Below are 16,822 nucleotides of genomic sequence, written 5' to 3'. Positions count from 1 at the left end.
AAACAAGTATATATCAATATTATAAACCTTTTTTAATGATTGTCATATCTTTTTAGAAATATTCACAGAACCTAGTTTCTTTCTATATATTTTATAAAATATCGGTATAAATAACATGCTAAACAGAGTGTTACCCAAAAAGAACATAGACCAAGTAAGATATTTTGCACAAATACCGCCAAGGCTAGCTAGAATAATACGGCTAAGAGAGCTAAAAGATGCAATAATAGAATATTGCGTGGCAACAAATTCACTATTGCAAAGGCTAGCAAAATAGATAGAGATAATAGTTCCTGCAAAGCCTGCACAAAAATTTTGTACTGTAACTGTTATTATAAATATCCTTATATCATAGCCGATGGTCGCAAGAATCATAAACATAAGAGGCGACAATAATTGAATAACTCCACCAATTAAGACACTATGAAATATACCCATTTTTGTAGCTAAAATACCGCCTAAAGCTCCTCCGACGATCATGATCAGTAACCCGTAAGCTTTGTAAATAACGGCAATTTCATGAGTAGTAAAACTTAAATCTAGAAATAAAGGCGAACTCATAGCCATAGGTATAGAATCCGCAGCTTTGTACAAGAATACAAATAACATAATTAGCAGTAAATATTGCTGTTCATTTTTTAAGGAGATAATGCTTTTTTTAATAACTTCAAAATATTGTTGTAATCCTATTAAATGACTAGTCGTATGACGTTTTTCTTTGGGTTTTGGTTCTTTGATACATAAGATTACTATAGGTCCAAGTATAGTAATAAATAGAGCAAATTTATATACCATATGCCAACCGAAAATAATTGATGAATATAAAGCACCGACGCTGCCAAGTAACATACCTAAACGAAACCCTATGCTACTAAAGGTAAAAGCCATTGAAAGCTCTTCTTTAGATGTAGGTCTCTCAATTCTATATGCGTCAAGTACAATATCTTGCGTAGAACTGCAAAATGAAATAATAAATAAGATAATTGCAGTAATATATAAGTTATTACAAGGGCTTATATTTAAGAACCCCGTCATCGCTAGGATTAAGAATATTTGTGATATCAATGCCCAGCCACGCCTGTGACCGAATTTAGAACATAAAAAAGGTATAGAGTATTTATCTATGAAAGGTGACCATATGACCTTTAAGCAATACGGAAAAGCAGCTAGTGATATCGAACCTATTATATCAGTGGTGTATTTTGCTTCGGATAATTGATATGGAACCGTGAAAAAAATTAAATTGAACGTAAGACCGGAAATTAAGCCTAAAAGTAAAATACCGATTAAATATAATTTTTTGTACACGGAATATAACTATTTATAGTTCATTTTTAAGGAGTAAGGGGCTACTTTGGAAAATATTTTACCGACTACCGGTATTTTAGTTACAATAGTACTGATTAAGAAAAAGGAAGGAATAACATTTCCTTTAACTGTAATTAATTGCTGTTTGGTATCAATATTACCTTTCATAGTAAAATCAAAGAATGGTCCATGTGCTTCCGTATCAAAAATTGTAATTATATTTCCTCTATAATTAAATTTACCGGTCATATCTTCAAATAAAATATTTTTATTATTAGTTATTGAACTAAGAAAACCCGGTAACGAAACAAAGGAAACAAGCCGTGTTAAAAAAGGAGTATCGACTACCGTAAAATGTTTTATAGAAAATTTGCCGTCTAATATCGGCACTATTTCCCCTTTTTTTACTTCATATCTTCTTGTATTTAAGTTGATATTAATCTGACCGTTTTGCATAGTGGTATACATTCCAAGTCCCTTAAGTAATGCTCCGGCATTATCGGATTCAATTAGCCATTGTTCAAAAGTGTCCTTAGCGGTAAGCGACATCTTAACTTTTTTATTATCAATATTAGCATTTAGAAAACCGGAGAAACACCGCACTTTATCACATTTAATTGCTAAATCAAGATTACCTAGAATTATATTATTCTTTAAAATTATTTTTGATATATTAGTTTTTAAATTAATATTACGTGTAGAATCTCCCTCTTTTTCTAAAAACTGCATCATATTAGCATTTGATAAATCTAATCCGGTTCCATAAAGTTCCGTATTAAGATTATGGTTATCTATGATTATTTTTCCTTTTAAATCCGTATGATTATGTTTAACAGAGGCTAGATTAATATTATAAATATTTTTCTTAATTAGGGCATTACCGTTAATTTTTAGATTATCCTGCCCCGACAGATTAAATTCAATATTTCTATCGAAATTTTTATCATTTAATTTAGTATATAAATATAAATTAGCTTTTTTATATAATTTTTTATGAATAGATACTTTGTCTATATAGAATTCTAAACTATCAAGATTAGAATTAACGGTAATAAAACTCTCATTATTATGCTGTTTTTTATACTCAAAATTTAAAACGGTGCTGCCTGAAATTAATTTAAATACTCCAAATCTTTGATTATTTGCCGTAATATTGCTTTTTATTTTAAGTAAACACTCATTATTTTTATCTGATATATCATGATCATAAGTAAAGCTGCTTGCATAATTATTAATTTTACCTTTACCGCTAATATTTAGTTTGTTGTCTTTAAAGCTACCTTTGGCTTCACCGTTTTGTAATAGGATATTATTGTCTAAACTGTTAAAAGAGATATTTGTTAATGTCGACAAAACATTGTAGCTATTAGAGATATTGGGGCTAATAGGAATTATTATCTCTATTATTGAATTTGCCGTTCCTTTGATTTTTTTTAGGTCAATATTTTGAGCTTTAATATTTTGATATGCCTCATTTGGAACAAAGGCAATTAAGTCGTTAATTTCCCCTTTAGCAGTAGCATTAAAAACAAATTGCGATTTATCCGGTCCTTCCCATTTGAAAGTCATAATACCGTCTGAAACGACACTTTTACCGCTATATGCTTCATTAATTAGAAATTTTATTTCCGGTCCTGAAATGATTATATTAGTATCAACTTTAGTCAAAGGCGGTAAATCTGTATGATATTTATATTCAAAATTTGAGATATGTAAATTTGCTTTTAAATTATCTTCTACTAAAATATTTTTTTTTAAAAATTTTTTATCTAATTTAATATTTAATTCTCCGTTTTGGATGTAACCTTGTTTTATATGTTCTCGTAAATATGAGATTATAGGGTTATCCGGAATAATTTTTTCGACTGTTTGATAAATTATTAAAGGTATATTTGCGGCAGCTGCACTTACATCGATATTTTTATCGGTTATTATACCGCTTAGTGATAAAAAAGCTTTATCCCCAAAGGTAAGTTTGCAATTAACGGTCTTTGGATTATCTTTAGAATAGGCGGTTTTATATGAGCATAAAGCATTTCCTAGAGGTAAGTCCGCTCCTTGCTCATCTGTTAAGATATCACTTTTTATTGAAGTTAGTCGTATGTCGGTTAGGGAGTCTTTTTTAATTATATTTAGCGAATAATCACCGGTTGTTGAAGTATTTATAATCTCTTCATCGTTATTTGAGATTACGGAAATTTTATCAATATTAAAATTAGCCTCTATTAACGAATTAGAGAAGAAGTTTTTGAAATTAAAGAAAAGATTAAAATCGTTAATTTCCCCTCTGGCATTATCTATAAGACTTAAGGAAATTTTATCTATGGATAATCGGTTTTCTTTAAATTCTAAATTATGTAGTACAGCCTTTATATCATTTTTACTTAAATAAAATTCAATTATTTTTTTCAAAGGTTCATTTAAGTGTCCTTTATTTGCACTATAAACAGTTAGAGTTATAGCCAAAGATAATGAAATTAGAATTATAAGAATACTAATAAAGGTTTTTTTAATAAAATTCATTTGAGCTTGTAAATCTATTGAAATATGATAAAAGCTTTATACTTTGTTATAGTAGCTTTATAAGTATTGCCAGAAGCGATTGATATCATCAGGCGTGTTGCATGGGGCGGAAAATGCGTTCTATGTCATTCTTAGCTAAAAGCGGGAATCCAGTAAAACCTACAAAAAACTTGTTTTTTTAGGTTTATTTTGTCAAGATTAAGACTATTTTTTTGGATTCCTGCTTTCGCAGGAATGACATCAGCATCCACGCAACAATGCTATAAGCTAGTTAAATATAATATATAATCTAAAAATTTAATATAAAAATCACAAAAAATTATGAATATTACATTTATCGGTAGCGGATATGTGGGATTAGTCTCAGGTATTATTATGGGCTATTTAGGTCATAATGTTACTTGTCTTGATAATGATGAGGTTAAAATATCCAAATTAAATAAGCAAATATTGCCGATTTATGAATCTAAACTTGATGAGTATTTTAAGCAGGCTTTAGAATCTGATAGGTTAAAATTTACAAATATTTATAATAATGAACTTCAAAATGCCGAGGCAATATTTATTACGGTCGGTACGCCTTCAAAAGAGTCGGGGGAAGCAGATTTAAAATATGTTTATGATGTTATTGATAAGGTATCAGAGCATATAAATAAGGATTGTTTAATAGTCATAAAATCTACTGTTCCGCCGTATAGTTGCAATAATATTATAGCTTATTTAAAATCAAAAGGCTTTTCATTTAATGTTGCTTCCAATCCTGAGTTTTTAAGAGAAGGTAGTGCAGTAGAAGATTTTTTATATCCTGATCGTATAGTTGTTGGTGTAAATAATAAAGAATCAGAGGAAATATTGCGAAAAATTTATGCACCTTTAATAGAACAAGGTGCAAAGTTTGTGGTTACCGATTTAGTGACTAGTGAGCTTATTAAATATGCTTCAAATAGTTTTTTAGCTACCAAAATTGCTTTTATTAATGAAATGGCTGATTTATGCGAAAAAATCGGTGGTAATATTAAAGATTTGTCTAAAGGTGTAGGGCTTGACCAAAGAATCGGTCAAAATTTTTTAAATGCAGGTCCTGGTTTTGGTGGTTCATGTTTTCCAAAAGATATTCTAGCATTAAATAATCTTGTAGAAAATCATCATATCGATTGTAATATTCTTAAAGCAGTAATTAAAAGTAATAAAGAGCGTCCAAGTAATATGGTAGATAAGATAGCTACTTTGTTAGGCGGAGATTTAAAAGGTAAGAATATAGCAATTTTAGGCTTAACATATAAAGCAGGAACAGACGATGTTAGAGCAAGCCCAGCTCTTGAAATTATAAGGATTTTATTAAATAAAGATGTATATGTTAAAGCGTTTGATCCTATCGGTCTTGAAAATGCTAAAAAGAATTTGGAACATAAAAATTTGCTATATTTAGATTCGGCAGCTGAAGCCTATAAATCGGCAGATATTATAGTTATTACAACTGAGTGGTCAGAGTTTAAAGAACTTAATTGGCAAGGAATTTATGATTTAGTAAAATCCCCGATAATCATTGACCTTAGAAATATACTAGATAATGAAGCAATGAAAAAAATCGGTTTTAGATATTATGCAGTCGGAAGTAAAATTTAGCCTTAGTGTATGGAACGGAAAACGCACTCGGTGTCATACCGTGGCTTGACCACGGTATCCAGTAAAATAATTAAAAAAGACTGGACCCCGTGGTCAAGCCACGGGGTGACACAGTGTCATGAAGACAATAAACTTTAACATTAATAAAAAATGCGACCTGAATTTATTCATTTAAGAACTCAAAGTTCTTATTCTTTTCTAGAAAGTGCATTAACTATAGAGAAAGTAGTAGAGCTTGCTTCATCGAATAAAATGCCTGCTATTTGTTTGGCAGATAAGGGAAATTTATTCGGCTCGTTAGAATTTGCATTATACGCAGTAAAAAAAGGACTGCAGCCGATACACGGAGTTATTCTAAATATAAAATACGATATAGATATTTTTGCTCAAATTTTGCTTATAGCTAAAGATGAAACCGGCTATAAAAATTTACTCAAACTATCAAGCCTTACTTTTACTAAAAATGATCGTAAGCTATGCGATCACATTGATTTTGAAGATTTAATAGAATATCAAGAGGGATTAATAGCGTTATGCTGTTATACCGACGGTATTGTTGGAAAATGCTTGCTAGCTCGCAATGAGGAGCAAGCAATGCTGTTTGCACGTAAATTACAGGAAATTTTAGGCGATCGGTTTTACTTTGAGATTATGAGACACGATCTACCGGAAGAACAGTTTATTGAGAATAGCTATATTAAGATAGCTTCAGAATTATCTATTCCGCTTGTTGCTACTAATAAAGTTTTGTTTAGCGAAAAAACCATGCATGATGCACATGATGTATTGTTATGTATATCAGCCGGTGTTACTAAAGAATATCCTGATCGTAAAACAGTTAGCGAGAATTGTTATTTTAAGTCACCGCATGAGATGATAGAGCTTTTTTCTGATCTACCTAGTGCCATCCAAAATACCGTGAATTTAAGAGAGCGTTGTTATTTTGCAGCACATGCAAACCCGCCGATGCTGCCTAATTTTGCCACCAAAGATATTAGTGAAACGGATTTAATTAGAAAAGATGCAAAAGAAGGGTTGCTTGCAAGGCTTGCTACAAAGTTTAAATCTGAAAATATTTCATTAGAGAATCAAGAAGAATTGAAAACCGAATATTTTTCTCGTCTTAATTATGAGCTGGATATTATCTGTAATATGAATTTTGCCGGTTATTTTTTGATTGTGTCCGATTTTATTAAATGGAGTAAAAAAGAGGGTATTTTAGTTGGACCGGGTAGAGGTTCGGGAGCAGGCTCGGTTGTTGCTTGGAGCTTGCTTATTACTGATCTCGATCCGATTAAATTTGGTTTATTATTTGAAAGATTTTTAAATCCCGAACGTATTTCAATGCCTGATTTCGATATTGATTTTTGTCAAGAAAGGCGTGAGGAAGTAATTAATTACGTACGTTCTAAATACGGTAATAATAGAGTAGGGCAGATTATAACTTTCGGTAAGATGCAGGCAAAGGCTGTAATTAAGGATGTAGCTCGTGTGCTTAGCTTACCTTATAAATTTGCTGATTATCTAACGGAGCTTGTACCTTTTAGTGCAGTTAATCCAGTTAGCCTAGAACAGGCAATGCGTGAAGTTCCAGAGCTTGCAAATGCCTATAAAGGTAATGGGCTGTACAATTTGGAGGGTGAAGCGGAGTTAATAAAGCTAGTACTTGATACTTCATTAATTCTTGAGGGGTTGCATAGGCATTCCTCAACTCATGCCGCAGGAATCGTAATAGCAGGTACTGATTTAGTCGATATAGTACCGGTATATAAAGATGCTAATTCCGATATGTTGGTAGTCGGTTATTCTATGAAATATTCTGAAATTGCCGGTTTAATTAAATTTGATTTTTTAGGACTTCAAACCTTAACGGTTATTACCGATTGTAAGAAACTACTTAAAGAGCAAGGAATAGAAGTAGATTTTAACAATATGACGTTTGATGATAATAAGACTTATCAAATGTTGTGTAAAGGTAAAGGAGTCGGCGTTTTCCAATTTGAAAGTATCGGGATGAAAGATGCACTTAGACGCCTTAAACCTGATTCTATACACGATTTGATAGCTCTTGGAGCTTTATATCGTCCGGGTCCTATGGAAAATATTCCTACCTATATAGCTTGTAAGCATAAATTACAACAGCCTGATTATTTACATGAGCTATTAAAGCCAATCTTAGAAGAAACTTACGGCGTGGTGATATATCAGGAGCAGGTACAAAGAATTGCTCAGGTTCTTGCAGGTTATACCCTAGGAGCTGCTGATTTACTTCGTAGAGCGATGGGTAAGAAGATAAAAAAAGAAATGGAGGAACAGGAAGAAATTTTTGTTAAAGGGGCAATTGCTAATAATATTTTGGAATCTCAAGCTAAATCCATTTTTGCAACCGTGGCTAAATTTGCCGGATATGGTTTTAATAAGGCACATGCTGCGGCTTACGGTGTTATTTCATACCAAACCGCATATCTTAAAGCTAATTATCCGGCAGAGTTTTTAGTAGCATGTTTAAACCTTGAATTAAATAATCACGACAAAATTAATTTATTCTTACAAGAAGCAAAGGACAACTTCATAAAGATTATTGCTCCTAATATTAATATTTCTGAAGGGTATTTTAGCGTAAAGTCTGTCGACAAAGAAGAAAATGCAATAATATTTGCCTTAGGGGCTATTAAGGGAGTTACGCCAAATTTTGGTAAGTTAGTAACAGACGAGCGAGCGGCAAGAGGACCGTTTAAATCAATTACCGATTTTATTGAAAGATTGCCGCCAAAATCTATTAACAGTAAATTACTGGAAAATTTAATTAAATCCGGCTGTTTTGATGAGTTACATGATAATCGATTGCAATTATTTTCAAGTATTGCGAAATTGCTTGCTTATTCAACTTCATATCACGAAGAGCAAGAATCTAATCAATTTAGTTTAATTAAAGTTTCTAGTTTAAGTCCAACTATTTTAGTATCAAGTGATTATGCCGATAAAAATACTTTAGCTTTTTATGAATTTGAAGCTATGGGTTTATTTATCTCTAATCATCCTCTTACGCAGTATCAAGAAATATTTAGCCGTTTAAATATTTTAAATAGTGCGGATTTACATAATAACTTACCTGACGGTGCTAACCGAATAAATCTTGCCGGTGTAATACAAAAAAAGGATTCTCGTATGTCGGCAAGGGGTAGATTCGTGACGCTCGTGCTTTCCGACCCTGAGAATATATTTGAACTTAGTATCTTTAGTGAAGAAGTTTTAAAAGATTATGTACATTTACTTGATGTTAAAAGTTTGGTAGTTGTTAATTGTGATATAGTTAAAGATGAAGGAGGAATAAAACTAACGGCAAAAAGCTTTTCATCAATTGAGGATGCAATTAATAATAAACAATTTGAGTTACAGCTTTACCCACAAAATCATGAAGAATTACGGCAGATAGTAACCTTGCTTGCAGCTCGCACTAATAACGGGGACCAGAGTAATGCTAAAGCTACAATCTATTTACAAAGCGAAGATGTAAAGAATTTTGTAGCAAAAATTATATTACCTGAAAAGTTTTTTCTTCAAGGGCAAGATTTTGAGATTTTAAAAGGATATACTCGATGAACTTCAAAAATTGGCTACGTCGTTCTACAAGTACTGCGGTACTCACGTATTAAGTATACGCTCCGTTCCTCCTCTTGTGAACTCCTTGCTCTTTTTGAAGTTGATCTTCGTATATTGCAATTCTTTGTATTGTTTTCATAATTGAGTAATATTCTTTGATGTTTTTTTACCGCTAAATACTGCATTATTATTTTTATTATCGCTAAGTTCCATATATTTTGTTAGTCGATGTTTGTCTGCTATTAGCTTTGCTTCTTTTTCTAAATTGATATTTTGCTCAAGATTTGGCTCTTTAATTAAATCTTTAAAGTAATTACTTATGGATTTTAATCCCAATTTTCCCGTTAATTTGCTTAAATACTTATAAAATTTGTTTTTAATAGTTTGTTTTTTAGGCTCTGAGTTTTTATTGAATATATTATCGGTTTTAACTTCTTGTTTTTTATCGTCTACTACTTTCGTACTATTAGGTAGATTTTTATTAGTTTCAATTATTAGTTCATTTACTAAATTTTGTTTTTCTTCTTTAAGTACAGCGTCATTCAAAAAGCTTGATACAGGCAAATTTTTTGGGTGTATTGTATCCAAGTTAAGATTAATAGTTTCTTGTTTTTCTATGTTCGGGAGTGGTATATTAATATGCTCGTTTTTTGTTTCAATTATAGGTGAGTCTATTAATTTATTCTCTCCAAAAATATCTAGCGTTGCTTGCGTAAATTCATCTACTAATTTTTGAGCTTTGATAGGTGTTATTTCTTCATTAAATTTATTTTCACTGTAATCTTTAACTACTTGAGTGATTTCTTCAGATGCTTTTGCTTCCGGTATGGTCATTTTGTATTTTTGTGCCATATCTTTTATGACATCATCCAATTTCTTATGTTCTTCCGATAGCTCTAGCGGTTTAGGGTTAGTATTACTTTGTTTCATTTGCCGGAAAATATCTATAGATGGACGGCTTTCTATTTTTGCTTGTATTTGTGCTTTGATAAGTATATTTACATCTTTATCATTTAAGCATTTTTCTGATAGCTCGTTAATGATTTGTTCTTTGTTAGATTTATATAATCTATAATTTTCTAAAACTGTTTTTGAGGGAGCTATTTCGCGTTCTTCAAAACAAGTTTGGATATGGTTTATGACAGGCTTTAAAAGATCTTCGGTAATAGGTAAATCAGTGTCCTTATAGGGAAACACGGTAGATAAAAAATCTACTAGATCAATCTTGACATACTTTAAATTAGATTCTTCAGCAACTTTATTAAATAACTTTTCCTTCGTGCTTGGTGTATGCCCTTCATTATAAAAAAAAAGCATCAAAATAATTAGTAGCCGAATTGGCAATATCTTTTTGGAATTGATTTTGATGAGTTGTATTTGAGATAGTTTGTTCTTTTATTAAAGATATATTTAAGGTATTTGCTAAATTTTTTTGTTCGCTTTCTAAGTTTGATATTATTTGAGATACTTGATTTTGTGTAATAAAATCATATATTTCACGAAATTCTGAATCCGGTACATTGTCTCTTAAAGCTTCTCTTATTGACCTGCTGCTACAATTCCCTAAAGTTTGCCCGGTAACTGTTCTTCTTGAATCAGCTGTTGGGTTAATAAGCTGCTCCGATTTGAACCTGTTGATCTCGTTATTATGAGCTTTTATTGCTTCTATTTCATTTATAGACAATATAGAAAATATACTATCTTTTACTTCTTTATCTGTTTGATTTTTAAGTTCATACTTAATGGAGCTGAATTTTGCTTTACTTCTTGCTTCTATTGTTTCATTTATTTTAGATAATTGATCTTTTGGTGTTTGATTTAGCTTTGAATTATCTGCTCTTACCCCAGCACCGGCATTATATATAATACGATAATTTTTTCCGTTTTCTTTAGAATATTTTATAACATTTGCATGTAATCCTATATTAGTAGGAGCATTAGAATATGATAAATATGCTTCTCCGGTTTTTTGCAGTTTATCATATATTTCGTCTGTAGTTTTTTCTAAAAATTTTTTTAACTGTTCTGCGGGGGGTAATTTATTTGAGCTAGTTAAATTTTACGTGCTGAAAAGGATTGCTTATAAATCTCATCTAAGCCATTCATAAAATGGTCTAATTTTTTATCTGTATTTTCGTCAGGATTTAAAGCTTTATAAGCTCCAAGTAAGGCCTTATAACCGCTAGCCGTTATAAAATGAGCTGAGCCTAAATTATAGTCTTTTGTGGATTTATCATATGTACGGGCATCGTCAAGCATTTCGCGGTACTGAGTCGCTTTTGCTTCATACTCATATTCCCGTATGTTATTTAAGGCTTGAGTGATATTTTCATAATGCTCTCTCAGCTTATTTTGATTATTTTCTTTTAGAGCAGTATTTGTAAGTTCATTATCATAATTTTCTAAGTTACCGAACTTTCTATCATTATTTATATTCTCAGCCATATTTTTAACTAATTAGTTAAACAAGGATAAAAATAATCATGTATTACGAATAAATAAATGTCAATAATTACTCACCTCAACATATCTACTTTATCTAATTGCTCCCATGCAAAATTTTCGTCTTCTCGACCGAAATGACCGTAAGAAGCTGTTTTTTGATAACATGGAGTGCGAAGCTTAAGATGTTTAATAATTCTGCCTGGACGCATATCAAAATGCTGTGTTATGAGCTTAGTAATTTGTTCGTTACTTAATTTACTAGTACCGAAAGTTTCAGCGTAAATAGACACAGGAGCAGCAACGCCTATTGCATAAGATATTTGTATTTCACAACGATCGGCAAGTCCTGCTCCTACTATATTCTTAGCAATATAGCGTGCCATGTAAGCAGCCGACCTATCTATTTTTGTTGGATCTTTTCCTGAAAAACAACCACCGCCGTGTCTTGCCATTCCTCCATAGCTGTCCACGATAATTTTCCTACCGGTTAAACCGCAATCGGCAACAGGACCGCCTATAACAAACCTACCTGTCGGGTTAATTAAATATTTAGTATCTTTATGAAGTAAATTGCTTGGTAACGCCTGTTTAATAATTTCTTCCATTACTGCTTCAATAAGGTCTTTTTGTTGTATTTCCGGATGATGTTGAGTTGATAAAACTACTGCATCAATGGCAATCGGTTTGTTATTTTCATATCGTAACGTGACTTGTGACTTTGCATCAGGTCTAAGCCAAGACAGTATATTTTTTTTTACGTAAATATGCTTGCCTTTTCATTAAGAGATGAGCGTAGTAAATCGGTGCGGGCATTAAACTATCTGTTTCATTACAGGTATAACCGAAAACCATACCTTGGTCTCCTGCACCTATTTCATCGTCATTTGCATTGTCAACACCCATAGCTATATCGGGTGATTGTTTAATGATGGATGAAATTACGGCACAGCAGCTACCGTCAAATCCATAATTTGGATTATTATAGCCGATTTCTTGTATCTTACTACGTACTATTTGCTCAATATCTACATAGGTACTAGTAGTAATTTCACCACCGACTAAAACTAGACCGGTTGTTACGAATGTTTCACAGGCAACACGACCGCTAGGGTCATGCTTCAGAATTTCATCAAGCACTGTATCTGAAATTTGATCGGCAATTTTGTCCGGATGCCCTTCAGAAACCGATTCAGATGTGAATATAAAATTTTTCATACATTACGCTCCTTTTTTAATTTTTAACGTTATTCGAGTGGGCATTGTTGCGTGGATCGATTTTTCCGTCATTGCGAGGAAAATTACGTAGTAATTGACGAAGCAATCTCAGGAGTTTCTCATTATTTCATGAGATTGCCACGCAGCCTACGGCTGCTCGCAATGACGACTTAGATAGCCGCACGACAAAACCTATGCAGTAATGACGCACTATTCAATGAATTTCCATCCAGTTATTACCAACCCTTACTTCGGTTATAATCGGTACATCCATCTTAGTAGAATTCTCCATGATTTTTTTGATAATAGGCGTTACGAGTTCTACTTCACTCTCCGGCACTTCAAATAGTAATTCATCATGAATTTGCAATACTAATCTTGTTTTAAGCTTACGCTTTTCTATTTCTTGATCTAGATTAATCATTGCAATTTTAATTATATCGGCATTAGTTCCTTGAATCGGAGCATTAATAGCCGCACGCTCTGCAAATTGTTTAAGCTTTTTATCATGAATTAGAGGTACAAAACATTTTCTGCCAAAGAAATTTGTGACATAGCCGTTGCTACTTGCAAAAGCTTTTGTTTGCTCCATATATTCTTGCACTCCTTTATATTCGGCAAAATATTTCTTGATATATTCTGATGCTTCGCTGTTACTAACGTTTAATTGCTTAGCAAGCCCAAAAGCACTTATACCGTAAATAATACCAAAATTTATGGCTTTTGCTTTACGCCTATGTTCGCTAGTTAGCTCATGTTTTTGTAAGTTAAAAATCTGACAAGCAGTTTGAGTATGAATATCATCTTTATTGATGAATGCTTGTTTTAGTGCATCTATATTTGCGATATGGCTTAATATTCTAAGCTCAATTTGTGAATAATCGGCAGATATTAATTTATAACCTTCTTCAGCGATAAAAGCTTGTCTGATTTTATTCCCCTCACTAGAACGAATAGGTACGTTTTGCAGATTAGGTTCTTGTGAGCTAAGTCTTCCTGTAGTGGTAGAAGTTTGTAAAAATGTCGTATGTACCCGCTTAGTTATATTATCTATCTGTTTCGGTAAACTATCGGTGTAGGTATTCTTTAATTTTGTAAGCTGCCGCCATCTTAATAACAAGTCGGCTATATTATACCCATGTTCACTAAGTTTTTCGAGTATTTCAGCACCTGTTGAGTAAGAGCTTGCTTTAGCCGAAGCTTTACCAAAAGGTAATTGCATTTTTTCAAATAGGATTTCGCCTAATTGTTTTGGTGAACCGATATTAAATTTAGTTCCGCTAAGAGCAAAAATTTCTTCTTCAAGTTTTAGAATTTCTGTTCCAAATTCAGCGGATAAGTGATTTAGATAGTTTGCGTCTACTTTAATCCCAATTTTTTCCATTTTATCTAAAATAAAACAAATAGGTAAATCAATATCGCTATAAAGTCTAAAGGCTTTATTGTCTTTAAGTTCCAATATATTTTGCTTATAAAGTGAGATAAAGTTTATTACTATTTTTGCTGCTTCATTGATTACATTATCCTCTTTCAAAGCCTCTTCAAATAAATTTTTCTGTGATAAACCTGCCGATAATGCATATTGCATTAGTTCTAAATCCTCTATAGCCGTAATCTCATGAGATTGCTCTGCATAAAATTTAAGTATAGGTTTTAGAGAATAGGTAATTTTTTTTATGGATTTGTCGGCTAGTAAATTGAAGATTATATCCGAAAACCAGTCGTTATTATTTTTAGTATTATAGGAAAATAGATCATGGGAAGCGGTAGAAATTTTAATAATATAGCTTTGGTTTTGCAGTGATAAAATAAAAGCAACATCATTCCCTTTATGCTGCAGTAAATATATCCCGAATATTCCTATTTTCTCAGCTTTTTTAGCAAAATCCGCTAACTCACTAGCATTACTAATTTCTTTTGCTTCGGCTATTTTATTATCTGCTATCTCTTTATGGTCGTTAATTTTAATATCAAATAAATTTTCTGCTCTTTTATATAAAGATTTAAAACCGTATTCCTGTAAAAATCCTATTAATTTATCGCTATTTGGAGGTGACCATTCTAAATTATTCAGCTGAAAATCTAAATCAACATTAGAATCAAGCCCGATTAACTGCCATGAAATTAACGCCGCTTCTTTAGAATTTTGTAAAGTTTCACGTTGTTTTAGACTTGAGACTTGGTCTAAAGAGTTAAATATATTTTCTACAGAACCAAATTGCGTTATAAGACTACTTGCCGTTTTTGGTCCAATAGATGGCACACCCGGAATATTATCTGATCTATCGCCGATTAAAGCCATCACTTCACGTAATTTATCAGAAGTAGTACCAAACTTTTTAACAACATCATCTTCCGTAATATATTTTCCTTTTAACGGATCATATATTTTGATGTTTTCACCCATTAACTGCAATAAATCTTTATCGGAAGAGATGACAACTACATCTTCGCCGAGTGCAGCTGTTTTAACGGCAAAGGTTGCAATAATGTCATCGGCTTCATAACCGTTTTTCTCTAGAATAGGAAAATTGAGGCTACTTGCAACGTCACGAACTAATGGTAATTGTACGACTAAATCTTCAGGGGGAGGTGGACGGTTAGCTTTATATTCAGGATAAATATGATGGCGGAAATTTTTCCCGCCACTGTCAAATACTACAGCAACATGTTTAGGCTTAAAGTCGTTCAGCAATTTCAGAAGCATTGAAGCAAAGCCGTAAAGAGCACCGACAGGCTCACCTTTTGGCGAAGTTAAAGGCTGCTGTGCATAATAGGCTCTAAAAACAAATCCGTATCCGTCTATTAGTAATAAGGTATTTTTTTGAGTCATTTTATGATGTTATTTTTAATTCTATCGTCATGGTGAGGTGTGTGGATACCTAAGTCGTCATTGCGAGGAAATTATGAAATAATTGACGAAGCAATCCAGTAAAGAGTTCTGAGTTACAGAATTTTTTATTATTTTTCTGGATTGCCACGTCGCTTCGCTCCTCGCAATGACGACTCGGTATCAATACAACAATACCTTCTCACAATGACGTAGCAAAACTCACAATCCCACTAAACTTTTAGCAAAATCATGTCGGTCGAATATTTTTAAGTCCTCTATCTTCTCACCTATACCGATAAAGTACACCGGTAAATTAAATTTTTGTACTACTCCGACAAGCACTCCGGCTTTAGCACTACCGTCTAGTTTAGTTACGATAAGCCCCGTCAAATTAGTAGCATCATTAAAATGTTCTACTTGGTTATAAGTATTTTGTCCTGTAATAGCATCAATTACCAAAACGCTATGAGTGGGGGCATTCTCGTCTAGTTTTTTTATAACTTTTACAATCTTAGACAGCTCATCCATCAAATTTTTCTTATTATGAAGCCGGCCTGCCGTGTCAATAAAAAGTATATCAATATTTTGTTTTATCGACTCTTCCATAGCACGGTAAGCAACACTCGCAGGGTCAGCCGATTCTTCACCGGTAATAAGTAGTGCATTTGCTCTATCTACCCAAGTGCTTAGCTGATTCACGGCAGCCGCTCTAAAAGTATCACAGGCCGCAACCGCTACTTTTTTCCCTTGTGCTGAATACATTGCAGCAAGCTTACCTATAGTGGTGGTTTTACCTGCTCCGTTAACACCGCAAACTAATATTACATTTAATTTATTCTTATTTAAAGTAAAAGGAATTTCTGATTTTGATAGCTGCTGCTCTATTAATTTAGCAAGGGCTTCTTTTACTGTATCACTATCTATTTCTTTGTCAAATTTTACCTTTTTAAACTCTTCAATGATATTAGTTACTACTGAAACGCTCATATCGCTTGAGATAAGCAGCTCTTCTAGAGTTTCTGCGTCTAATTTTTTCTTGTAAAATATTTTGTCGATACCTTCCGATATTTTATTAGAAGTTTTAGATAAACTTTGTTTTAATTTACTAAATATCGAAATCATATTAGATAGTTTTTGTTGTATGGATGTTGGTGTTGTTTCTGCTTTCGCAGGAAAGCATTGCCTGCGTGGATCAATTTCACCTCTGTCATCCCGTGGCTTGACCACGGGGTGACATTAATTTTTTACTGGATTTCTGCTTTCGCAGGA

At 32.5% G+C, this 16,822-nt stretch carries 8 protein-coding genes and 3 pseudogenes; 2 read left to right on the top strand and 9 right to left on the bottom strand.

The window, feature by feature from the left end; translation table 11 throughout:
* Positions 1-42: 42 nt before the first annotated feature.
* Together H6P87_RS06350 and H6P87_RS06345 are read right to left on the bottom strand one after the other, a co-directional pair.
* Positions 43-1,308, bottom strand: a complete 1,266-nt coding sequence (locus tag H6P87_RS06350) for an MFS transporter (protein ID WP_202069311.1) — start codon at positions 1,306-1,308, stop codon at positions 43-45.
* Between the two features lie 9 nt (positions 1,309-1,317).
* Entirely contained in the window at positions 1,318-3,831 is a 2,514-nt protein-coding gene (locus tag H6P87_RS06345; protein ID WP_202069309.1) for a YhdP family protein, read from the bottom strand.
* Between the two features lie 321 nt (positions 3,832-4,152).
* Here H6P87_RS06345 and H6P87_RS06340 point away from each other — a divergent pair, with 321 nt between their 5' ends.
* On the top strand, positions 4,153-5,457 hold the full coding sequence (locus tag H6P87_RS06340; RefSeq protein ID WP_202069307.1) for a UDP-glucose dehydrogenase family protein: 1,305 nt from the start codon (positions 4,153-4,155) through the stop codon (positions 5,455-5,457).
* Between the two features lie 150 nt (positions 5,458-5,607).
* Positions 5,608-9,060 carry a DNA polymerase III subunit alpha gene (gene dnaE / locus H6P87_RS06335; protein WP_202069305.1) on the top strand — a complete coding sequence of 1,151 codons (3,453 nt, stop codon included), beginning with the start codon at positions 5,608-5,610 and terminating at the stop codon, positions 9,058-9,060.
* A gap of 135 nt (positions 9,061-9,195) precedes the next feature.
* Here dnaE and H6P87_RS07405 read toward each other — a convergent pair whose 3' ends face one another.
* The 7 genes and pseudogenes from H6P87_RS07405 to ftsY all read right to left on the bottom strand — a co-directional run bounded on the left by H6P87_RS07405 (position 9,196) and on the right by ftsY (position 16,675).
* The gene (locus H6P87_RS07405) at positions 9,196-9,396 is read right to left on the bottom strand and encodes a hypothetical protein (RefSeq protein WP_039595571.1); all 201 of its coding nucleotides are present in this window, start codon (positions 9,394-9,396) and stop codon (positions 9,196-9,198) included.
* Between the two features lie 964 nt (positions 9,397-10,360).
* Entirely contained in the window at positions 10,361-10,744 is a 384-nt protein-coding gene (locus H6P87_RS06325; protein WP_246437861.1) for a hypothetical protein, read from the bottom strand.
* A gap of 155 nt (positions 10,745-10,899) precedes the next feature.
* Positions 10,900-11,166: pseudogene (locus H6P87_RS06320) on the bottom strand (hypothetical protein).
* A gap of 75 nt (positions 11,167-11,241) precedes the next feature.
* Positions 11,242-11,505: pseudogene (locus tag H6P87_RS06315) on the bottom strand (hypothetical protein); the annotation flags it as partial.
* 71 nt (positions 11,506-11,576) lie between these two features.
* A pseudogene (gene metK, locus H6P87_RS06310) lies at positions 11,577-12,720 on the bottom strand (methionine adenosyltransferase).
* Between the two features lie 214 nt (positions 12,721-12,934).
* Positions 12,935-15,553, bottom strand: a complete 2,619-nt coding sequence (polA, locus tag H6P87_RS06305) for a DNA polymerase I (RefSeq protein ID WP_202069303.1) — start codon at positions 15,551-15,553, stop codon at positions 12,935-12,937.
* Between the two features lie 219 nt (positions 15,554-15,772).
* Positions 15,773-16,675: a signal recognition particle-docking protein FtsY gene (gene ftsY, locus H6P87_RS06300; protein WP_202070152.1), complete on the bottom strand. Its 903-nt coding sequence runs from the start codon at positions 16,673-16,675 to the stop codon at positions 15,773-15,775.
* Positions 16,676-16,822: the final 147 nt, after the last annotated feature.

This window comes from Rickettsia tillamookensis (assembly GCF_016743795.2).
In the GTDB taxonomy this organism is placed as follows: domain Bacteria; phylum Pseudomonadota; class Alphaproteobacteria; order Rickettsiales; family Rickettsiaceae; genus Rickettsia; species Rickettsia tillamookensis.
Note: the sequence above shows the minus strand (reverse complement) of the source record. Positions and strands in the feature narration are given on the sequence as shown.